The following is a 21958-nucleotide window of genomic DNA, read 5'->3' on the forward strand; positions in this document are numbered from 1 at the left end:
ACATACCAACAGTACGCCGGGAACTTCGTGTAACCTCATTGTTTCCTGCCCCAAATAGCGCCGATACCTCCGTTGACCAAGGATCCAATCTTTGACCCTCCCACCGCACCTATCACCGATCCCAGTCCGGCACCGATGACCGCGCCCGGCACTGCACCGATCCCTCCGAATGCTGCCCCAATGGCCGCCCCGACAATAGCGCCGCCCTTAGCTCCAGCTGCAGCTCCAGCCATGGTCGCGCCGAGATCAATCGCTGCCTGGCCTGCCGCAAGCGTTTCGTTGCCACCATTCTCTACGGCGTAGTCAGCCCAACTTGCGCCATATCCTAGAACAGCGCCTGGGACGCCAGCGCGCCGAACCAACGGGTTTCGTCCGAGTTTCGTGACTTGACGAATAGATTTGCTGTCTTTAATTTGTCGGAGAGTTTTGCGGTCGCGATCTTTTCTGGCGGGGTCTCCACTATTGATTTTTAGCTTGGACTTGAGAGAGAGTTTCTCCTTATATGCGTCATTGACTCCGCCAACGGAATTTCCCGTCGCGTCTACCCAAACTTTTCCTTCCACTAAGGCCTGCACAACGGGCCTCTCGCCAATGGCAGGTGCGGGTCCAGTGCCGCCCCCGCCTGCGGAACTTCCCCCGCTCCCTCCGGTGCCACTACCTCCGCTAGAAGTGGACGTTCCTCCACTTGTGGAGGGTGATGCGGGTTGACGCCTGTGGCTGTCGGCGCGGGCACGCTCGACGTTTGCTTGCACCTGTTCGCGGTGTTGCCAGTCAGTTGGTTGCGGACGACTTGTGCCAGCCTTGGATGCGGCGGGGCTGGCGAACATGCCGTCGATGAGTTGGGGGATGAGCCCGGTGGGGTCGTCCCAGGTGACCGGGTTGTTGTTCGCGTACGCATAGCCGTGCCACTGCTGCGGGTCGGTCAGGTCCATGATCGGATCAACAGAGATGAACCGGCCCAGGAGCTGGTCATAGTAGCGAGCACCAACCTGCGTCAGCCCCGTGGTCTCGTCGACGACCTTGTTCATCAGCCCACGACCTGCCGGCGGCGCTTCGCCGCCACGGAGGTTGCCGAACGGATCCGTCAACGTCTTGACCAGCGCACGAGTGGTGTTGTGCACCCGAGCCAACACCGTGCCGTGATGATCAGCCACCAACGACTCAACACCACCCAGACCACCCTCGGTACGGAGAGCGACGGTCGCACCAGCGAACGAGTAGAACCGCGTCGCCTCAACCGTCCCGCCCGTGGTGACCGTCGCCTCCTGCCCACCCGGCAGATACACCGTGGTCTCACCGCCCTCGGTGCGCACCACCCGGTCACCGTCAGCGGTGTAGACGAACTCCGCAGCGGTGCCGTCACCCGTGACTGCTTCGAGCCTGCCCTCGCCGTCCCACGCCAGCGACTGAGCACCGCCGTCCGGGCCCGGGCGCGTCGTGGTGTTCCCCGCCTCGTCATAGTCGTACGACCACGTGCTGGCACCCCCGAGACGCTCGGTCACGTCCACGGCCGCGACCGCATGCGGACCACCCGCCGCATCGTAGGAGTACGCATACTCCGCAGCGATACCCTGCGCATCCCGCTCCGTCACACCCGTCCGATTACCCAGCTCATCGAACGCGTACGAGTTCCAGTACGCACCCGGACCACCAAGCGTCGTCGACGACGACGGCGCATCACCACACGCAGCCACCGACGGCGTCCACGCCTGGGTCAAACGACGCAACCCGTCATACGCAAAGCACTGCGCATCGAGGGTGCCGATCCCCGGCGCGTCGACCATGGAGGTCACGTTACCCGCGGCGTCATACGAATAGGCCAGATCCACGTCCGAGCCCGACGTGCGCTCCCGACGCAGGCTGATCCCCGCCAGACGCCTGGTCGCCTCCTCATACTCATACGAGACATAGGTGCCGTACGTGTTCCCGACGTCCAACAACTGGGTCTCGCCCATCGGGGTGTACCGCGAGTTCGCGACATACGTCCCCCACCCGAAGCCGCCACCGGCCCACTGCGGCATCGACGCGTCGTCGTAGTACGTCGTGACCGTCTCTCCACGCAAGTTCCCGACCTCGGGCACCTGCTGGGTAGCCACTTGGCCATCCGCCGTGTACGCCACGGCCGTGGTGTAGGTCTCGCCGGCAAGATCGCCGAAGCGGTCATCCTCCGGCAGCGTCAGGTACTCCTCAGTCGCGCGCCCTCGGGAGTCGTACGCGCTGACGCCAGTCCGGATATCGCCCACCGCCTCATCGTGGCGCACGGAGTACGACAACTGACCCGGCCGGACGGTGTCATAGACCCGAGACGTCAACTTCTGGGTCGTCGCACCGTCGACCTCGTACGTGGCAGTCACACGGTCCAGCGCGTCATAGGACGTGCGCACCGTCACCCCACGGGCATCGGTGACCTCAAACAGTTCGCCCGTCGGGGTATACGTCGTCGTGGTGGTCCCAGCATCCGGATCGTCCTCGGAAATCTCACGGCCCAGGATGTCGTAGACATACGTCCACTCGTTGCCCTCGGGGTCGGCGACCTTGGTCAGGTTCCCGGCCCTGTCGTGCGTGTACCGGGTGGTCAGGTCTCCATGGGTGTCCGCTCCGGTGTGCTGCGTCAGGGACACCACCCGGCCCTGAGCATCCTCGACGGTCGTCGACGGCGTACCACCCTCCGGAGGTGTCACCGTCGTCGATACGCCGTCGTACTCGGTGACCGTGGCCCAGCGCAGGTCCTCGGCTTCCAGGAAGGCCTCACGCGTCACCCGACCCGCGCCGTCGTACGTCGTGTCGGTCTGCGACGGGTACGGCGAAGCACCCACGGCGAGGAAGGTGTCACGCACCTGCTCGGTCGAGAACCACGGGCCGGACTTGGTCACGGCCCGTCCGGCCTTGTCGTACCGGGTGTCCGTGGCGACGAGGCCCGGATGCCTGGCCGACTTCGACTCGGCCTGGGCCTGCACCTGACGCCCCAGTCCGTCGAAGATCGCCGACGACGCGTGGTAACCGTCTCCGGCCGCGTTGAGGGTCTTGGACACCACGCCAGAGACCGAAGCCCGCACCCGGTAGGTGTGCTCCATCGACGGCGACTCCGCCGTCGGCCGATCCGGCAGCCACACCTTGCGCAGCCGCCCCATGCCGTCGTAGGAGGCGGTCGTGACACCGCCGGCCACATCGGTGACCTTGGTCGGCACGCCCCACGCCGGGTCGATCCCGGTCGACTGGACGTGCGGGGACAGCTCCCCGCTCCCGTCCGGGTCGGGGCTCGTGACCGTGGTCTTGGTCGCGGCGCCTGTGGCCGGTGTGTAGGCCGTGGTGGTCTTGTTGGCGTTGGTGTCCCACTGCCCGGTCACACGCCCGTACGCGTCATATGCGGTGCGTGTCTCGAGCACCTCGTCCAGACCATGCACCGTGCTCCGCGTCGCCAGACCCTTCGTCGGCGCGGCGCTCAGCGACGAGTTGCCGTCGTAGAAGGTGCGCTCGTCGCCCAGCAGCTCACCGGAACCGTTCGCCTGCGTGCACGACGACGTGCCGCGTTCCAGGACCCGAGAGACCCGGTCCAGCAGATGCTTGGAAGCGTTCTGGGCGTAGGTGTACGTCGTACAGATGTCATCCGTCGACGTCGAGATGTCCCCAGCATCGTGGACACGCTGCACCAGCCCCGACGAGCCGTCGCGCTCAGTCGTAGTACGCGTCGTGTGCACGGGGTCGCCGGAGGCGTCGTACGTCGTGGTCTCCTGCACGCGGGTCGCCGCCAGCGACGCCTTGACGCCGTCGGAGTTCTCGCCGGTCACCGACCGCCAGGGCGTGCTGACCGTCCGGGTGACCGGGGTCTGCCCGTTCAGCTGGGTGACCTCCCGGGCCATCCCCGCGAACCGCTTGCGGTCGGTAACGCCGTCGATGTCGCCGCCCATGCCGCGGAAGTACCTCGTCGACGTCCTCTCCGCCGACGATCCTTCCCCGGTGGTGACGACCACCTCTCCGTAGCCGCGGAAGTCCGCGAACGTGCGCTGCTTGGGCCGCAGCAACGCACCCGACGTCTTCGCCCAGGCTGCGCCGCCCTCGTACGAGTAGGTGGTGCGCACCGCAGGGTCCGGCGTCGTGACGCCCGGGCTCTCGCTGATCGACGTGGTGACGTACTTGTGGAACCAGTCGAAGTCCCCTTCCCCGTCGACGTCGACCGGGAAGCAACGCAACGTGTTGCCGTCCGGCTCGAGGTCCTTCGTGTTCGCGCGGGTGCACTCCGGGTCGGAGTACTTCACGTTGATCACACCACCGAGCTCCGTACGGATCGTCTCGACCCGGTACCGGTTCAGCGGAGGCTTGCCGTGCCCGACATCGATCCGGTTGGCCAGCGGCGTCGCGAACCGGAACTGCACCTGCGGCAGGTTCTCCTCACCGGTGCCAGCACGCTGCTGAACGGAGTTGAGCCACAGCACGGCGTTCGTGGAGTCCTCGTTCTGGGGGAACCTGTGCCTCAGATCCCAGGCATCGACCGCCCGCCACGACGATCCGTCACGCACCTGCGTCGTGACGGTCAGCAGCCGCTTGGTGGTGAAGAACACCGGCGCCTGCACGTCCGCGCACGACGTGTCCGAGCTGCACAGCAGGTCCGTCGGCACGTCCGGCCACTTGTTCGCGTTGTCCTTGCGCTTCCCGGTGCAGTCGAAGGCGTCGTTCGGCAGGCATCGCTCGACCACGTCGAAGAGCACCCTGGCCGGAGCCGCGGCCGAGTTGCCAGTGTTCGTGCCGTACTCGATGCGCTGAAGATACCCGCCGCGGTCGTACGAGATCGTCGAGGAGTTCAGGTTGCGGCCGTACCTGTTGGTCTCTGCGGTGTAGAAGTAGTGGATCTCGTTGCCTGTGGGGTCCACCACCCGGTCGAGATTCCAGCGCCATCCCTGCCGGCTCGACGAGCGCGCGAACGTCTCGTCGTAACCTGGCTCGTCCGGGTGGTTGCCGTACACCGGCACGGTCCAGGCGGAGTCCTGCCCGGCGTCCTCGCGCCCGAAGTAGTAGCGCACGCCGTCGGTGGTCGTCACCTCCCAGTACTCGCCGTCGGCCGTGCCGTTCGACCCGCCGGTCTTGACCTCGATCCGGGTGCCGTCGTCGTCACGAGGCATCCATGCCCCGGTCGCCTCGTCACGGATCAGCTCCGAGGAGAGTCCGCCGAACGAGATGGTCGCGTTCTCCGGGCCCCAGCAGAGGTCGGCGGTCTCGCGAGTGGTGTTGTTCGGCTTCACGCCGTCCTTCGCGCGAGTGTCGTCCACGCACGGCACGTAGGACCGTTCGATGAAGCCGGGCCACATCTCCCAGCCCTCACCGATCCACGACGTCTGGTTGTTCGCGCCCGCCGTGCGACCGTCCACCGAGGCCGCCGAGTACGACAGCGCCAGGTCGGGCTCCAGCCCACCGGGCGCGGGCGGGACCCGCATCGGGTACTGCCACGTGAAGCCCCCGGTCGCACCCGAGACCGCCCACTCGGACGCCGAACCCAGCGAGGTGGCCGACCAGTCGCCGGCGTCGCCGGCCACATCGGCCGTCACAGCGAACCGGTCCCCTCCAGAGGTCGCGGCGGCCGACATCGTCGCCAATGCCGGCTCCTCGGCCAGCCCCTGCATCGACGACAGCTCCGACTCGACCTGCGACTGCTCCGGCTCCGATTCGGCAGCAGCGATCTCGACCGTGGCGGACAGGTGGCGGTCCTCCGTGTCGTTGACCGACTCGACCGGTGCGACCTGGCAGCCGTCGGCCTCCGGCGTGACCTCGAAGCACTCCGGGATGCGCACGAGCTGCAACCGTGAGGCCCAGTCACCACCCGAGGCTGCCGCGAACTCCGTGTAGTCGATGCCGAGCTGCACCGTGCGTGTCTCGCCAGGTTCGCTCGTCAGGGCCAGCGGCTGGAGTTCCCCGGCGCCACCCGCCTCCTCCGGTTCGGAGGCGTCCGCGAGGTCGAGAACCAGCCCCGTCAGGCCGAGCTCCTCCGACTCGCTCTGGTCGGCCAGCGTGACGGTCACCTGCTCGGGAGCGGGGGCGTCAGGGACCGCGGCCACCGACATCGGGACCCCGCCGAGGTCGAACTCGGTCCCGCCGGTCACCACCGGTTCAGCATCGTCACCAGCGAGAGTGCTGGGCTGGGCGGGTGCCGGCGCCACCGGCACCGTCTCCTGGTCCGGATCGGGCAGGGTCGCCGCGACCAGCAGGTCCTCGGCCGGGTCGGCGAGATCCACCTCGTCGGTCGCGGCGGCCGTCACCGCCATCTCGTCGAGCTCCGCCAGGTCGGCCTCAGCTTCTTCGAAGCCCGTCTGGCGGGCCTCCAGGGCATCGCGTTCGGCCTGTGCGGACAGCACGAGCTGTGCGGTCGGCTGCCCGGCGGTGGCGACATCGAGGCCGACGACCAGGGCGAGCGTGCCGGCCAGCAGCATCGTGGCCGCCGAGGCGGCCGCGCTCCGGCCACGCAGGAACATGGTGGTGGTTCGCATCGGTGCTCCCCGGCTCAGTCGTCGATCTCGATGGTCGGGTTCAGCGCACCGTCACCGGTCGCGAAGTCGTGGGCCTCAGCGCCCTGGCAGATCCGACGGATCTTGGCCTCGGCCACGACCTGGCCCTTGAACACCCGCACGTTGTCGAGCTGCCCGTCCCAGAAGTCCTGCTCGTTGCCGGACACCTTGCCGCGACCCACGGTGAACGGCCCCGAGGCCTTCCAGTCGATGGCTCCCACCTGGGTCGGTGCAGCCTTGACCGGCTCGCCGCGGGCAGGGCGATCGGGAGTGCCCGCCTCGCACACCCACAGCTGCGCCTGACCGGTGCCGGCGTCGTACGCCCCCGTCAGGTGCACCCACTGGTCGGTGCGCACCGGGACGTCGGAGTAGACATACGTCGTCCCCGCACCGTCAGAGGTGTTCATGCCGAACAGCCAGCAGCCCGTCGCGTCGGTCGGACAGGCCGCGCTCGGGGGTCGGTACCCCAGCCGGAAGCCACCGGACCTCGTCCCGTCCTGCGACAGGGCTGTCCCCCAGTTGCCGGCCGCGTCGCCGTCGAGGAGCACGTGCGCGCTGATCACGAACGACTCACGGTTGTCGATCACCGGTCCGTCCGACGCCGCCACCGACGACGACCCGTTGCCCTGGAACGCTCGGTCACCGTCCCGCGAACCGAAGGTCTCGTGGGGACCCGACAACGCCCGCTCTGCTCCGCCCGTCAAGGTCAGGTCATCGCGATGACCATCGATGCTCGAGGAGTCCAACGCCTTGCCCGCGACCTCGTCGAACGTCCAGATGCCATCCTCGCGTGCCTCGGCGACGACGATCCGGTGCGAACGGCCGGAGCTCTTCCACCCCGCGCGGTCGACCGCCCGTACGTACAGCGTCAGCGTGCCGGCCTCCGTCGGCGTGTAGGTGATCGTGGCCGATCCGCCTTGCGAGGACGGCGTCGCCGTCTTGTCGTAGGCGGCAGTTCCAAAGCTGTACTCGTACTTCGTCGTGTCCGACGATCCGTTGGCCCCGAACGTGAACCTGCCCGGAACACCGACGCCCCCTGTCTCAGCGTCCATCAGATACTGCGCGTGACCCGCCTGTGGGGTCGTCGCGGTGATCGTCGGGACGTTCGGCTTGACCGTGTCGACCTTGAACGTGCACTCGTAGGCGTCGCCCGCCAGGCCGTACTGGTCCCGTGCTCGCGTCACCCACCGGTACGACCCTCCGTCGGCCAGTACGCCCGAGGGAACATTCACCGTGGTCTTCGACCCCGTCCCCGAGGACAGCAGGCTCTGGTAGCCCGACGCCCAGAGGCGCGTCGAACCCTGGTAGACCGAGAACGCCAGCTCGACCTTCTGTCCGTCAGGATCCGTGGCGTACGCACCTAGCGTCGGGGTCGCCGACCGGTACCAGGCGCCACACGTCATCGCCGGCGACACACCCGAGGCAACCGGCACGTCGGGGGCGTCGTTCACCCGGACCTTGCAGGTTGCCACCGGGCTCGACGCCTTGTAACCCGGCTCGTACGCATAGACCTTCCAGGTATACGTCTTGCCCGTCTTGAGCTTCCCCGCCGGGACGCGCACCACATGCTCCGAACCCGAGGACTTCGCCGACGTCCGTTCCGGGTTCCAGATCCGCGTCGATCCGTCGAACAGCTCGAAGTCGCCCCTGAGCGACTGGCCGTCCGGGTCGGAGAGCTTGGCCCGCAACTGCGGCGTCGCGCCGTTGATCCACGCCGTGCCACCGCACGACCCGGCTGCAGGCGACGGATCTGTCACCCGCAGCCCTGTCGGTGCCGACGGCGCACGGTCGTACTCCACCTCGAGCCGGCCCGCGATACGATAGCGCCGCCACGACGTCATGGAGGTCTCCGTGGCGGCCTTCAACCCGAGGAAGACCCGGCCGTACTCACCGCCGGTCGACTGGCGCACCGCCTTGGTCGCGTCCCAGTACTGGTAGCCCTCCTTCTGCGCGCAGTTGGGCCGATGCGACGGATACTGCGAGTCGGAGCGCTCGAATCCCATGGGCTGGTTGTTCCACGTGGTGCCAGCCGTTAGGCCCTCAGTGAGCTGCCAGAGCTGAAGGCTCCAGCCTGAGCAGTCGTGCGAGTGCACTCCATACAGCCGGAAAGACGCGTTGAGGACCTCAGACTTCTTGAGGTCCTTCAGGACCGGCATCTCGTTGAAGTTCCACAGGATCCGCTGGACGTTGTAGCGCTCGCACGCAGCATCCCAGGTCGGGTCACACATGCCCACGCCCTGATTGCCTGTCACGTTGTAGAGAGCCGACGACGTCGGCCACCCGCTGCGCACCGTCGTCCACTTGTTCCGGTTGCCCACCACCGACGGATCGATGTACACCGGAAACACCGTGTCCGGATCCGCGAGGACCTCCAGATCGGCGCTCACCCGCATCACGGCGCCGTCCACCGATGTCGGCATCTCCGAGACCCGATCCCCCGCCACCGGCGCGACCAGACGATCCGACTCGTCCCACAGATGCTCGAAATCGCCGACACCGTCGGACTCCGGGACCCCGACGAACCACTCTTGCTCCGTAGGGTCCACGACCTCGGCGTGAGCATCAGTCAGTGCCGACGCCTCCCCCACGCTCCGCGGCTCGGCGACCTCTGGTTCGACGTCGCCGGGCTCACCGGGCTGCACCAGCTCACCGGCCGCCGAGTCCCACTGCAACGCCGTCGGGACGACCAGTACAGGGTCCGTAGCATCGGCAGCCATCACGTCGAATCCCGCAGCGTCCTCACGCTCGACGAGATCCAAGCCGTCACCGACCACGATCTCGAACCCGGGCACTGCTGACGCCGCTTCCGCAACGATCTCGGCTGCTGCGTCGGCATCGGCCACCTGCAGCACGGGCGTCAAGCCCGTCGCATCCGGGTGAATCCTCACCACCAGCTCGGCACCAGAAACCGGCACGCCGTCCGCATCCAGCACCGGATACGTCGCGCGGTTCTGCTCGACGCTCGCCGATCCCAGGCCCCACGGCACCGACAGCTCGACCGTCCCGGCTTCGGTGGCGACCTCCGCGAACGGCTCGCCACCGGCCGCGTTCTCGGCCAGCCACATCTCCACCACGGGCGCGGCCACCGTATAGCCGCCCGCCGTGTCGTCGGCCACCAGGGTCGGGTCTACCGGCAACCACTGCCCCGACACGTGCGCACGCACCGCATCCGACGTCGTGGCCACCTTGTAGCGGCCCTGAGCGGTCGCATACGGCGTGTCGTACTCCGTGACCTCATCGGCGATCAGCACGTCGATGTCGCACTCAGCCGCGATCCAGAACGCCTCCGCCGCCGAGGCCGCCTCGTCCACGCACTCCGGTGGCTCCAGCGGCTCGTCCCACTCCTCGGCGTCTTCGTCGACATCGGGCGCGTCGGGCCCCTCGTCCTCCACGTCAGGCAGCACGCCGAGCATTCCTTCGACGACACCGTCGAGGACCTCGCCCACCGAGGAAGAGTCCGACTCGACCCATGGCATGTCCGCGGCCTCCGGCTCCGGGACAGATGCGCTGGCATCGGTGGCGACGAGGGCCAGCACCACCCCGATCGCCGCTCCCTGCCACCATCGCGAACGTGGCATCCGCACCACTTGCCGTGAACCCGCCATGCCGTGCTGCACTGCACACTCCGGTCTTTGTGGACGAAACAGTCACCCCGCTGGGAGGTGAAGGTAACGACTTGACCAGATCACGTCAAGTTTTCGTTCAGGTTCTGCTCGCTTTTCGCCCCGGATGGCGGTGCGGCCGCGCCACACCCCCGATCCGGCCCGCCTGCACGGCGCCACGGTGCGGTGGCGCTACGCTGCACTCGAACGTCCGTACGTGGCCGGTGCGCCGCCGTCGGGCACCAGGAGCCGTACACCACGAGCATTCATTCAGGGAGCCGCACCGCATGGCGCGCAAGAAGGCCGCAGCCGTCGCCGACGAGCCGTTCGACGAGAAGATCGTCGACATCGACGTCGCCTCGGAGATGGAGACGTCGTTCCTCGAGTACGCGTACTCCGTCATCTACTCCCGCGCGCTCCCGGACGCGCGCGACGGGCTCAAGCCGGTGCAGCGCCGCATCCTGTACATGATGTCCGACATGGGGCTCCGCCCCGACCGCGCCTACGTCAAGTCCTCGCGCGTGGTCGGCGAGGTCATGGGCAAGCTCCACCCGCACGGCGACGCCGCGATCTACGACGCGCTCGTGCGCCTCGCCCAGAGCTTCTCGCTGCGCCTGCCGCTGGTGGACGGCCACGGCAACTTCGGTTCGCTCGACGACGGCCCGGCGGCCCCCCGGTACACCGAGGCCCGGCTCGCCGCGCCGTCCATGGCGATGACCGCGGGCCTGGACGAGGACGTCGTCGACTTCATCCCGAACTACGACAACAAGCTCACCCAGCCCGAGGTGCTGCCCTCGGCCGTGCCGAACCTCCTGGTCAACGGGGCGTCCGGCATCGCGGTGGGCATGGCCACGAACATGCCGCCGCACAACCTCGTCGAGGTCGTCGCCGCCGGCCAGCACCTGCTGGCCAACCCCGAGGCGACCCTCGAGGACGTCATGCGGTACGTCCCCGGCCCGGACCTGCCCACGGGCGGCAAGATCGTCGGACTCGACGGCGTCCGGGACGCCTACCGCACCGGCCGCGGTTCGTTCCGCACGCGCGCCACGGCCCGCATCGAGAACGTCACGCCGCGCCGCAAGGGCATCGTCGTCACCGAGCTGCCGTACACGGTGGGCCCGGAGAAGGTGATCGAGAAGATCGCCGACGGCGTCAAGAACAAGAAGATCCAGGGTGTCACCAACGTCCAGGACCTCACGGACCGCTCCCACGGCATGCGGCTGGTCATCGAGGTCAAGACCGGGTTCGACCCGGAGGCCGTCCTGGAGCAGCTCTACCGGACGACGCCGCTCGAGGACTCGTTCGGCATCAACAACGTCTCGCTCGTCGAGGGTCAGCCCCGCACGCTCGGCCTGCTGGAACTGCTGCGGGTATGGGTCGAGCACCGCATCGACGTGGTCCGCCGCCGCTCCACGTTCCGGCTGCGCAAGCGCAAGGACCGCCTGCACCTCGTGGAGGGCCTGCTCGTCGCGATCCTCGACATCGACGAGGTCATCCAGGTCATCCGGACGTCCGACGACGCCGCGACCGCTCGCGAGCGCCTGCAGTCGGTGTTCGACCTGTCCGAGCCGCAGGCCACGTACATCCTGGACCTGCAGCTGCGCCGTCTGACCAAGTTCTCCCGCATCGAGCTCGAGTCCGAGAAGTCCGAGCTCGAGAAGGAGATCGCGGCCCTGGAGGAGATCCTCGGCGACGAGGCCAAGCTGCGCGGCGTCGTCTCGGACGAGATGGGTGAGGTCGCCTCGACGTATGGCACCCCGCGCCGCACGGTGCTGCTCGACTCGGCCGGGGGGACGGCGTCGTCGGCTGCTGCCACCCCGGCCGCCCGCGGGCGCAAGGCTCCCGCGATCGACCTGGAGATCAAGGACGCCCCCACCCGCGTCCTGCTGTCCGCGACCGGGCTGCTGGCCCGCACGTCCGGCGAGGGCGCGGAGGCTCCCGTCGAACGGGCCGGACGGCGGCACGCGCACGACGCGCTGCTCGGCGACGTCGCGGCCACGACCCGTGCCGAGATCGGTCTGGTCACCACGGCGGGCCGGCTGCACAAGATCTCCGTGCTCGAGCTGCCGTCCATCCCGTCGACGGACGGCCCGCCGTCGCTGTCCGGCGGGGTGCCCGTGCGCGAGATGGTCTCGCTGGAACCCGGCGAGGAGGCGCTGGCCGTGGTGTCCCTGGCCGAGGACGCGCCGACGCTCGCCCTGGGCACCCGCCAGGGAGTCGTCAAGCGCCTCGCGGCGGGCGACTCCCCGCGCAACGGGGACGTGTGGGACGTCATCACGCTCAAGGACGGCGACGCCGTGGTCGGCGCGGCACCGTCCGCGGACGACGACGAGCTCGTCTTCGTCTCCTCCGACGCGAGCCTGCTGCACTTCGACGCCTCCGCCGTGCGCCCCCAGGGCCGCTCGGCGGCCGGCATGGCCGGGATCCGGCTCGGGGCCGGCCAGCGGGTCGTGTTCTTCGGGGTCGCGCGGGCGGCCACTCGCGACCTGCACGCCGTCGTGACGATCGCCGGTGCCGCTGACGCCCTGCCGGGCACCGGGGCCGTCTCGGCCAAGGTCACGCCGTACGAGCTCTACCCCGGCAAGGGGCGTGCCACGGGCGGCGTGCGGGCGCACCGTTTCCTCAAGGGCGAGGATTCCCTCGTCCTGGCGTGGGTGGGCGAGGGCCCGGCCCGTGCGGTCGGTTCCGGTGGCCAGCCTGCCGAGCTGCCCGAGGAGAGCGTGCGCCGCGACGGCTCGGGGACACCGCTGGCCGGCCCTGTGGCGGCGATCGGCTGACCTCGCCGAGGCTCGACGTGCCGAAGGATCAGACCGAGATCACAGAGAGCGCGTCAAGCTCGGTCAGGGGCGTGAAGTCGTCGTCCTGCGTGACGACCGCCAAGTCGTTGGCGAGCGCGATGGAAGCGATCCAGAGATCGTTGACGTTGATCCTTCGCCCTGCCTCGGCGAGCCTGACACGGAGACGGGCCCATTGCGATGCGGCGGTCGCATCGACCGGGAGAAGCTCGAGGTGGGCGATCGAGTCCAGCGTCGCAAGCCGGCGGGCGCGGGTCTCGGAGTCCTTGGCTGCCAGGACACCTGCCTGAAGCTCTGCCCGGGTGATGACCGAGACGAACGACTCGTCCGGGAGTGCCGCGCTGTCGAGCGCCCTGCCGGACTCGGAGGCGATGAAGACGCTGGTGTCGAGCAGCCCCCGCGGCCTTGGTGCCGTCACGGAAGAGGCCCGAGCTCGTCGCCCGTGCTGTCGGCGAGCGCAGCCAGGTCCTCACGTAGGCCGGCATCGGCCTGGACGGTGCCGAGAATCTTCAGCAGCTCCGCTCGTCGTAGCGAGTGGGCGCGTGTCGACGTGGCAGGACCGATCTCAGCCACCGGCGCTCCGTGCTGGGTGACCGTGACGTGATCACCTTCGGCGACGCGCCGCAGTACCTCTGCTGTGTGGTTCCGCAGGTCGCGGCTGGCGATGGTCGACATGTGCGCAAGTGTAGCGCGCAGCGCACAACCACCTGGTTCCATGGACCGATCCGTAACCTCCGTCAGCGCAGCGCCGCGGCGATCGCCCCGCCCAGCTCGACAGGACGGGTGAACATCGGCCAGTGGCCCGTGGGCAGGTCGACGATCTCGTAGTCCTTCAGAGTCTTGAGTTCGCGCACGAACGGGTGGTCGTGCGCCATCAGTTCGCGCAGGAGCTCACTCGGAAGCAGGCACGCGATCACCGTAGCCGGGATCGCCCGCCGGACCTCCGCGTCACCGGTCAGCTGGTGCGGTTCGCGCGCGGTAGCCGCGGGTTGTGGGACGGCCCGCTCCCGGAACCTGGCCCGCTGATCGTCGGTCAGCCCGGTGGGCTCCCCGTCCTCGAACTCGTCCCACCCCGGCAACGGCTGGTCGACGACATCGCCCGGCAGCTCCGAGTTCACCGCCTGACCGTCCGCGAACGGACCGCTGTCGACGTAGATGACTCGCGCCACGCGGTCGGGGCGCCGGTCGGCCGCCGCATAGACCAGGCCGCCGCCGGCGGAGTGACCCACCAGCACGACCGGACCGTCCGCGGCGTCGATCGCCCTGACCACCGCGTCGACGTGGTCGCTCAGCGTGACTCCCGAGCGACCCGCGTCGACCGACTCGAGCCCGGGAAGCGTCACTGGGCGCGGTGTGTGGCCCGCCTGGGTGAGTACCGGCGTCACCTCGTCCCACGCGGCGCCGTCGAGCCAGAACCCGGGAACAAGGATGATGTCCATGTTCCGAACGTAGAACGAGCCACCGACACCCGGAGGCTCGATGACCGTCCCGCTCAGCGCGAGACGGCCGCGGCGATCGCCTCGCCCAGCTCGACAGGACGGGTGAACATCGGCCAGTGGCCCGTGGGCAGGTCGACGATCTCGTAGTCGCGCAGCGCCGCGAGCTCGGCCGTGAACGGTGAGCCCGCACCGATGAAGTGGCGGTACATCGAGCTCGGGCTGTCGAAGCCCTCGAACGCCTCGCAGGCGATGACCGTCGTCGGAATCTCGTAGCGCCGTTCGTCGCCCAGGGTGATGCGGTCGGTCCCCACCCGGACGGGCGTCGGGATCGCGGCGGCACGGAAGCTGGCACGCAGGTCCTCGTCCAGGTCCACCAGATCTGGCTCGTCGAAGACCGACCAGTCCGGCAGCGGGATCTCGCCATCGACCACCGGCAGCTCGTCGTTGATGACGCCACCATGACCCAGGGGCAGCGCGTCGACGTAGACGTTGCGGGCGATCCGATCGGGACGGCGGTCCGCGACGGCATGGATGACCGCTCCCCCGCCGGAGTGGCCCACCAGCACCACCTCGGCGCCGTCGTCCAGTGCGTCGACTGCCGCGACGACGGCCTCGACGTGGTCGTCCAGCGCGATGCCGGACCGGTCGTCGTCGACCGATGCAAGGCCGGGCAGCGTCAGCGGGTGCACGGTGTGCCCCGCGGCGACGAGGGGCGGGGTGACGGCGTCCCAGGCGGACGCGTCGAGCCAGAAGCCGGGTACCAGGATGATGTCCATACCGGCGAGCCTAGGAGTGACCTCTGACACGGTCGCCGCTAGGTTGATCGCATGCGCCTGAGCACACTCGACCAGCTCCTCGACCTGCTGGACGGTGTGGTCGCCGCTCACACCCGGGGTGACCGCACCTCTCGAGCATCGGAGCCGTTCTGGCAGGCGATGCTGACCTCGCCCGGCCATCCGCTCACCACCCGCCTTCCCGACGAGCCGTTGGTCGACTGGCTCGACCGCGGCCTGCTCGGCGCTCTGGACGGCGCCCGCGCCCTCCTCAACGCCGCGCTCTTCCGTCGCGAGAGCTGATCCCGAGAGGGCTCGCTGAGGTCTCGGATCACATGATGAGAGCGCCCCGGTCGGCCTGGCGCATCGATGCTTGGATCGGCACGTGCCCGACTACGAGTTCTCCGCCGACCCGGCCCGCATCGACGCCGGCCGCGTGCACCACCTGTTGTCCGAGCACGCGTACTGGGCAGCCGGGCGCCCCCGAACCGTCCAGGACGCCGCGATCGCCGCATCACGCAACTACGGGGTCTATACCGCGTCCACCGGCGAGCAGGTCGGCTACGCCCGCGCGGTGACCGACGGCGTCACGTTCGCCTGGCTGGCCGACGTCGTCGTCGATCCAGGCCACCGCGGACGCGGCCTTGGTACCCGGCTGATCGACGGCGCCCTGGCCGATCTCGACACCCTCGGGCTCAAGCGCGTGCTGCTCAAGGCGTCGGCCGAGGCGCGCGAGGTGTACCTGCGGGCAGGGTTCGCCCGGCTGGACGAGCCCGAGGCCTGGCTCCAGCGCCCTGGTCAGCGCTGAGCGCGCGCCCCCTCGCGGCCAGGCGCGCCCCGGCGTGACGCCCTACAGCTCGATCGAGAGCATCCGCGAGGAGTGGGTGACCTCGAAGCCCAGGGCCGCGTACATGCCGTGTGCACCGGAGGGGTTCGCGGTGTCGACGTCGAGGCCCGCGTACTCCATGCCGTCGGCGGCGAACGCTCGCATGCCGGCCGCGAGCGCCGCCAGGCCCGCCTTGCGGCCTCGGTAGGCGCGGCGGGTGCCCAGGAGCTCGGTGTACCCGAACGTGTACCCCTTGACCGGGAAGTCCTCGTCGTACCGGGCGGCCATCTGGTAGGCGACGACCACGGGCTCTCCGGCACGCAGCGCAGCCGCGGTTTCGACGTCGGTGTCCGGGTCGGCGAGCAGCGCCTCGACGTCCGGGGCGTCGTCGACGACGAGGGACGACCACTGCGGCACGAACGCCGTCCGCCCGCTGCGCCACTGCTCGACCGTGCGCGGCTCGCTGCCCCAGTGGTCGCGGAACGCGTCGTTGTGCGCGAGGCGTGTGGCGTCGTCGTACTCGTCGCCGAACGGCACCAGGCGCAGCGAGCCGTCGAGCGTCACCTCGGGCAGCGGAGCCGCCTGCAGGTCACGCAGGTCGCGGCGCATCTCGGTGTAGAAGCGGCGCGTGGCGAACCCTGCCCGCTCGAACAGCCGCAGCTTGGCGGCCGGGCCGTTGTCCTCGGCCATCGTGGCGAGTCGCGCCGGCAGCTCCTTGCCGGAGGCTGCGAGCACCTGTCGTCCACGGGCGACCTGCCAGGCGAACAGCTCGCGGCCCACGCCCTGCCCGCGCACGGCGGGGTGCACCCCGCCGAAGAGGAACGCCCGCACCGTCCGGGTGTCACCGGGCATCGACTCGACCATCCCGTAGGCCCGCAGCCGCCCCTCGCCGTCGAGCCCGACCAGCGAGTCGGTGTCGAACCGTCGCCAGGGCGCGTCGAACAGGTCGGTGATCTCCTCGAGGGTCTCGCGGTACGGCTCGGCGTCGACCTCGGCGATGGTGTTGCGCAGCTCCAGGAGCGCCGCGGCGTCGTCCGGTGTGGCGGGCCGCCATGTCAGGCTGCCGGCGGTGATCTCCGGGAGGGTGGCGGGGGCCGCCGCCCGCTCCGCGATGGGGGCGAGGGCGCTGCTGGTGCTGGTGCTGGTCATGCGTTGAGGGTAGGTCTCACCAGTCGTACGGCGCACGCTGATATGGCTGGCCCGCGGCTACGCTGGTGCGGTGACCTCGACGCTCGATCTCTCCGCTGCCGACGCCCGCTCCGCTGCCCTGCGGGAGGCGCTGCACACCCGCGTGGTCGTGGCCGACGGCGCCATGGGCACGATGATCCAGGCGGCCGACCCGAGCCTGGACGACTACGAGCAGCACGAGGGCTGCAACGAGATCCTCAACGTCACGCGCCCGGACATCATCGACGCGGTGCACGACGCCTACCTGGAGGTGGGCGTCGACGCGATCGAGACGAACACGTTCGGGGCCAACTGGTCGAACCTGTCGGACTACGGCATCGACGACCGGATCCGTGAGCTCGCGCGTGCCGGCGCCACGCTGGCCCGCCGCCGTGCGGACGCCTTCGCCACGGCCGACCACCCGCGGTGGGTGCTGGGTTCGATGGGCCCGGGCACCAAGCTGCCGTCACTCGGCCACACGACGTACGACCACCTGCGCAAGACGTTCGCCGAGCAGGCCGCCGGGCTCCTTGAGGGGGGCGCGGACGCGCTGCTGGTCGAGACCAGCCAGGATTTGCTGCAGACCAAGGCCACGGTGACGGCCTGCCACGACGCGATGGCGCCGGTCGAGGAGGGTGGCGTCGGGCGCCGCGTCCCGGTGATCGCGTCGGTCACCGTGGAGACCACCGGCACCATGCTCATGGGCTCCGAGATCGGCGCGGCCCTGACCACCCTGCAGGCCGTGGGCGTCGATGCGATCGGCCTGAACTGCGCCACCGGACCGGACCAGATGAGCGAGCACCTGCGCCACCTGGCCCGGCACGCCGAGGTGCCCGTGACGTGCATGCCGAACGCGGGCCTGCCGGAACTCGGCCCGCACGGCGCCGTCTACCCCCTCACCCCCGCGGAGCTGGCGGCCGCGCACACGCAGTTCGTCACCGAGTTCGGCCTGGGGATGGTGGGCGGCTGCTGCGGCACGACGCCGGAGCACATGCGTCAGGTGGTCGAGGCCGTGCGCGGTCGTGAGCTGCCGCCGCGCGAGGTGGAGCGGGAGAACGGCGTCGCCTCCCTCTACTCGCACACGGACCTCAGCCAGGACGCCTCGTACCTGGCGATCGGCGAGCGCACCAACGCCAACGGGTCCAAGGCGTTCCGTGAGGCGATGCTCGAGTCCCGCTGGGACGACGTCGTCGACATCGCTCGCGCCCAGACCCGCGACGGCGCCCACCTGCTGGACGTCTGCGTCGACTACGTGGGGCGCGACGGCGTGGAGGACGTCCGCGAGGTCGTCTCCCGGCTGGCCTCGGCGTCGACCCTCCCGCTCGTGATCGACTCCACGGAGCCGGAGGTGATCCGCGCCGGCCTGGAGCTCGTGGGTGGGCGTGCCGTGGTGAACTCGGTGAACTTCGAGGACGGCGACGGGCCGGGTTCGCGTTTCCAGCGGATCATGCCCGCGGTCAAGGAGCACGGGGCCGCCGTCATCGCCCTGACCATCGACGAGGAGGGTCAGGCCCGCACCGCCGAGAACAAGGTGGCGATCGCCTCGCGACTCATCGACACGCTGGTGGACGACTGGGGCATGCGGGTGGACGACATCATCGTCGACACCCTCACGTTCCCCATCGCGACGGGCCAGGAGGAGACGCGCCGGGACGCCATCGAGACGATCGAGGCGATCCGCGAGCTCACCCGCCGGTACCCCGAGGTCCACACGACCCTCGGCGTGTCGAACGTGTCGTTCGGGCTCAACCCGGCAGCCCGCACGGTGCTCAACTCGGTGTTCCTGCACCACTGCGTGCAGGCCGGGCTGGACTCCGCGATCGTGCACGCCGCGAAGATCCTGCCGCGCACCGCCATCCCGGACGAGCAGTGGGAGGCCGCGGACAACCTGGTGTGGGACCGGCGCGTCTACGACGACGAGGGCAACCTCACGCACGACCCGCTGTCCCACCTGCTCGAGACGTTCTCCGGCGTGGACTCCGCGGCGCTGCGCGACCAGCGCGCGGCCGAGCTCGAGGCGTTGCCCGTCGGCGAGCGGCTCGAGCGCCGCATCATCGACGGCGCCCGCAAGGGCCTGGAGGGCGACCTCGAGACGGCGCTGGCCGGCGGGATGAAGGCGCTCGACATCGTCAACACCCACCTGCTGGGCGGGATGAAGGTGGTCGGCGAGCTGTTCGGGTCCGGGCAGATGCAGCTGCCGTTCGTGCTGCAGTCAGCCGAGGTGATGAAGGCCGCCGTGGCGCTGCTCGAACCGCACATGGAGAAGGTCGAGGGAGCCGACGAGCAGACGAAGGGCACGATCGTGCTCGCCACCGTGCGCGGCGACGTGCACGACATCGGCAAGAACCTCGTGGACATCATCCTGACCAACAACGGCTACACCGTGATCAACATCGGCATCAAGCAGCCGATCTCGGCCATGATCGAGGCGGCCGAGGAGCACGATGCCGACGTCATCGGCATGTCCGGGCTGCTCGTGAAGTCGACCGTGGTCATGAAGGAGAACCTCGCCGAGCTCGAGTCGCGAGGCTTCGCGAAGAAGTGGCCGATCCTGCTCGGCGGCGCTGCCCTGACCCGCACCTTCGTCGAGGACGACCTCGCCTCCGCCTTCCCCGGCGTCGTGCGCTATGCCCGCGACGCCTTCGAGGGCCTGCGGCTCATGGAGCCTCTGGTGGCGGTGGCCCGCGGCGCTTCGCCCGACGACGTCGGGCTGCCCGCGCTGCGCAAGCGGCGCCACAACGTCGTGAAGGTCACCGAGACCGCTCCCGAGGACCTGCCGGCGCGTTCCGACGTCGCCGCCGACAACCCGGTCCCCGACCCGCCGTTCTGGGGCACGCGCGTGGTCAAGGGCATCCAGCTCGCCGACTACGCGGCGTTCCTCGACGAGCGCGCGACGTTCATGGGCCAGTGGGGCCTCAAGCCCGGTCGTGGGGACGACGGCGCCTCGTACGAGGAGCTGGTGGAGACCGAGGGGCGTCCGCGTCTGGCCGAGTGGCTGGCGACGATCCGTCGGGACCAGATCATGGACCCCACCGTGGTCTACGGGTACTTCCCCGTGTGGTCCGAGGGCGACCAGATCGTCGTCGCGCATCATGGACCCGGGCTCGGCGGGCCGGCTGGAGAGATCGGCGCGCCCGACGGCGGCTCCGGCGGCGAGCCGGGGACGGAGCGGTTGCGCTTCACGTTCCCGCGCCAGAAGCGCGACCGGCACCTGTGCCTGGCGGACTTCATCCGGCCGAAGTCGTGGGTCGAGGAGACTGGACGCTACGACGTGCTGCCCATCCAGCTCGCGACCGTCGGTGAGCCCGTCTCCGCGTACACGGCGACGCTGTTCGAGGCGAACAAGTACCGCGAGTACATGGAGCTGCACGGGCTGTCCGTGCAGCTCACCGAGGCGCTGGCCGAGTTCTGGCACTCGCGAGTGCGCTCCGAGCTCGGGTTCGCCGACGAGGACCCGGACGACGTGGACGGGATGTTCAAGCTCGAGTACCGCGGATCGCGGATGTCGCTGGGGTACCCGGCGTGTCCTGACATGGAGGACCGGCGGAAGGTCGTCGAACTGCTGAAGCCCGAGCGGGTCGGTGTGGTGCTCAGCGACGAGCTGCAGCTGCATCCGGAGCAGTCGACGGACGCGTTCGTGTTCCACCACCCGGAGTGCAAGTACTTCTCGGTGTGAGGTTCCGGGTGGGGCGGGTGCTCAGGGAGGGCACGGGGACTCGTTGCACGAAATGGGGGCTGCGATGCGTGGCCTGATGGGCGAACTTGCGGACACCGGCCATTCGCATCTGCGCGAACTCCAGGCTCACGTCGTGCCCGTCATGCCACCGGAAGCGATCCGGACGCTGCCGTTCGGCACCGGGCTGGTTCGATCCGACGCCCGATACGCAAACAGCACCGGCTGGAGCGGCTCGACCAGGTGCGTTCGGCGCTGGGCAGTCTCGGGCTGCCCGATGGCGGAGACTCCCCGGCCGTCGTCGAGGCGGTGACGCGGCTGGTCTACGCGGACGTGGACGCTACGGTGCTTCCCGCGACCCGCCCGACGGTCACGGCGCAGCTCGCCTACCAGGCGGACAGGTCGACCGCGGGATAGCCCTGCGACGGCACGACTCCCGTGCCAGAGTGGCAACGAGGAGGTGCAACGATGCTGCTTCGGCTGAGCGCGATCGCGCTGCTGGCGGGTGCCTCGTTCATCGTCGCGGCGGCGCTGCCGATCTCCTGGCGGGTCTTCCCCGAGCCGTCCTCCGACAGGAAGCTGGAGCACATCCTGGCGTCGGCGACGCAGTGGACCGTCGCGAACGTCCTGTTCGGCGTGGGGGCCGCAGTCGTCGTCGCCGGCATCGTCATCTTCGCGCTCGGCGTCGACGTTCTTGGCGCACGAGTTGTCGCCCTCGTCAGCGGAGTGCTCGCGCTCGCAGGTCTGGTGCCGTGGATCGTGCACCTGGCTGCGCGGGTGACGGACCCGGCAGCCTTCGCCCGGGGTGACCTTCCGTCGTGGTGGCTCTGGACCTACTTCATCCTCACGCCGGTGGCGATCGCGCTCTTCGGGGCCGCGCTCCTCGCGAGCGGGCTGCTCGCGGCCTGGGTCGGCTGGACCATGATCGGCGCCATGGCGGTCATCGTCGTGGCCACCTTCATCGCCGGCGACATGGTGCCCGCGGTCTATTACCTGGTGACCCTGCTGCCGGGAACGATGCTCCTCATCGCTGCGGCGCGGGCGTGAGGCTCTTGCCGATACGCAAATCCTCTGCCTCGGGATCGGAACTCAGCACGATATGTCCACCACGCGGCACCCACGGCAGGCTTCCGGTTTCTCGAGCCACCGCCACTGCGGACGTTTCGTCGATGACGCCGTAGAGGTGCGC

At 69.4% G+C, this 21958-nt stretch carries 13 protein-coding genes; 6 read left to right on the plus strand and 7 right to left on the minus strand.

Annotation, left to right across the window (positions count from 1 at the left end):
- Positions 1-35 precede the first annotated feature (35 nt).
- Positions 36-6476 carry an RHS repeat-associated core domain-containing protein gene (locus tag PZC42_RS20265; RefSeq protein ID WP_277213821.1) on the minus strand — a complete coding sequence of 2147 codons (6441 nt, stop codon included), beginning with the start codon at positions 6474-6476 and terminating at the stop codon, positions 36-38.
- Between the two features lie 14 nt (positions 6477-6490).
- The gene (locus PZC42_RS20270; protein ID WP_277213822.1) at positions 6491-10072 is read right to left on the minus strand and encodes a LamG-like jellyroll fold domain-containing protein; all 3582 of its coding nucleotides are present in this window, start codon (positions 10070-10072) and stop codon (positions 6491-6493) included.
- Positions 10073-10383: 311 nt separating this feature from the next.
- Between PZC42_RS20270 and PZC42_RS20275 the strand changes: the two genes are divergently transcribed.
- Positions 10384-12873 (plus strand): DNA gyrase/topoisomerase IV subunit A, encoded by a 2490-nt coding sequence (locus PZC42_RS20275; RefSeq protein WP_277213824.1) that lies wholly within the window; start codon positions 10384-10386, stop codon positions 12871-12873.
- Between the two features lie 28 nt (positions 12874-12901).
- Here the strand turns inward: PZC42_RS20275 and PZC42_RS20280 are convergent, their stop codons facing one another.
- The 4 genes from PZC42_RS20280 to PZC42_RS20295 all read right to left on the minus strand — a co-directional run bounded on the left by PZC42_RS20280 (position 12902) and on the right by PZC42_RS20295 (position 15106).
- Positions 12902-13309, minus strand: a complete 408-nt coding sequence (locus PZC42_RS20280) for a type II toxin-antitoxin system VapC family toxin (protein ID WP_277213826.1) — start codon at positions 13307-13309, stop codon at positions 12902-12904.
- Positions 13306-13566, minus strand: a complete 261-nt coding sequence (locus PZC42_RS20285; RefSeq protein ID WP_277213828.1) for a type II toxin-antitoxin system Phd/YefM family antitoxin — start codon at positions 13564-13566, stop codon at positions 13306-13308. Before PZC42_RS20285 ends, PZC42_RS20280 begins: the two co-directional genes overlap by 4 nt.
- 62 nt (positions 13567-13628) lie before the next feature.
- Positions 13629-14330, minus strand: coding sequence for an alpha/beta fold hydrolase (locus PZC42_RS20290; RefSeq protein WP_277213830.1), 702 nt, complete (start codon positions 14328-14330; stop codon positions 13629-13631).
- 53 nt (positions 14331-14383) lie between these two features.
- Positions 14384-15106, minus strand: a complete 723-nt coding sequence (locus PZC42_RS20295; protein ID WP_277213831.1) for an alpha/beta fold hydrolase — start codon at positions 15104-15106, stop codon at positions 14384-14386.
- A 51-nt stretch (positions 15107-15157) separates the two neighbouring features.
- On the opposite strand from PZC42_RS20295, the gene PZC42_RS20300 reads away from it, so the two are divergent.
- Both PZC42_RS20300 and PZC42_RS20305 read left to right on the plus strand, forming a co-directional pair.
- The gene (locus PZC42_RS20300; RefSeq protein WP_277213833.1) at positions 15158-15406 is read left to right on the plus strand and encodes a hypothetical protein; all 249 of its coding nucleotides are present in this window, start codon (positions 15158-15160) and stop codon (positions 15404-15406) included.
- Between the two features lie 82 nt (positions 15407-15488).
- Complete coding sequence (locus PZC42_RS20305) at positions 15489-15911, plus strand: GNAT family N-acetyltransferase (RefSeq protein WP_277213835.1); 423 nt, start codon at positions 15489-15491, stop codon at positions 15909-15911.
- Positions 15912-15953: 42 nt separating this feature from the next.
- On the opposite strand, the gene PZC42_RS20310 is transcribed toward PZC42_RS20305, so the two are convergent.
- Complete coding sequence (locus PZC42_RS20310; protein WP_277213837.1) at positions 15954-17078, minus strand: GNAT family N-acetyltransferase; 1125 nt, start codon at positions 17076-17078, stop codon at positions 15954-15956.
- A 70-nt stretch (positions 17079-17148) separates the two neighbouring features.
- Between PZC42_RS20310 and metH the strand changes: the two genes are divergently transcribed.
- From metH to PZC42_RS20325, 3 genes are all read left to right on the plus strand, one after another.
- On the plus strand, positions 17149-20772 hold the full coding sequence (gene metH, locus PZC42_RS20315; protein WP_277213838.1) for a methionine synthase: 3624 nt from the start codon (positions 17149-17151) through the stop codon (positions 20770-20772).
- A 240-nt stretch (positions 20773-21012) separates the two neighbouring features.
- Positions 21013-21186, plus strand: a complete 174-nt coding sequence (locus PZC42_RS20320) for a hypothetical protein (RefSeq protein ID WP_277213840.1) — start codon at positions 21013-21015, stop codon at positions 21184-21186.
- Positions 21187-21237: 51 nt separating this feature from the next.
- Complete coding sequence (locus tag PZC42_RS20325; protein ID WP_277213842.1) at positions 21238-21816, plus strand: hypothetical protein; 579 nt, start codon at positions 21238-21240, stop codon at positions 21814-21816.
- Positions 21817-21958: the final 142 nt, after the last annotated feature.

This window comes from Isoptericola croceus, from assembly GCF_029382255.1.
Classification (GTDB): domain Bacteria; phylum Actinomycetota; class Actinomycetes; order Actinomycetales; family Cellulomonadaceae; genus Isoptericola; species Isoptericola croceus.

What these genes read in the sequence shown, in the direction of transcription:
- PZC42_RS20265 (WP_277213821.1), bottom strand. Translation starts at nt 6,476, where the DNA reads ATGCGAACCACCACCATGTTCCTGCGTGGCCGGAGCGCGGCCGCCTCG.
- PZC42_RS20270 (WP_277213822.1), bottom strand. Translation starts at nt 10,072, where the DNA reads ATGCCACGTTCGCGATGGTGGCAGGGAGCGGCGATCGGGGTGGTGCTG.
- PZC42_RS20275 (WP_277213824.1), top strand. Translation starts at nt 10,384, where the DNA reads ATGGCGCGCAAGAAGGCCGCAGCCGTCGCCGACGAGCCGTTCGACGAG.
- PZC42_RS20285 (WP_277213828.1), bottom strand. Translation starts at nt 13,566, where the DNA reads ATGTCGACCATCGCCAGCCGCGACCTGCGGAACCACACAGCAGAGGTA.
- PZC42_RS20290 (WP_277213830.1), bottom strand. Translation starts at nt 14,330, where the DNA reads ATGGACATCATCCTTGTTCCCGGGTTCTGGCTCGACGGCGCCGCGTGG.
- PZC42_RS20295 (WP_277213831.1), bottom strand. Translation starts at nt 15,106, where the DNA reads ATGGACATCATCCTGGTACCCGGCTTCTGGCTCGACGCGTCCGCCTGG.
- PZC42_RS20300 (WP_277213833.1), top strand. Translation starts at nt 15,158, where the DNA reads ATGCGCCTGAGCACACTCGACCAGCTCCTCGACCTGCTGGACGGTGTG.
- PZC42_RS20310 (WP_277213837.1), bottom strand. Translation starts at nt 17,078, where the DNA reads ATGACCAGCACCAGCACCAGCAGCGCCCTCGCCCCCATCGCGGAGCGG.
- PZC42_RS20325 (WP_277213842.1), top strand. Translation starts at nt 21,238, where the DNA reads ATGCTGCTTCGGCTGAGCGCGATCGCGCTGCTGGCGGGTGCCTCGTTC.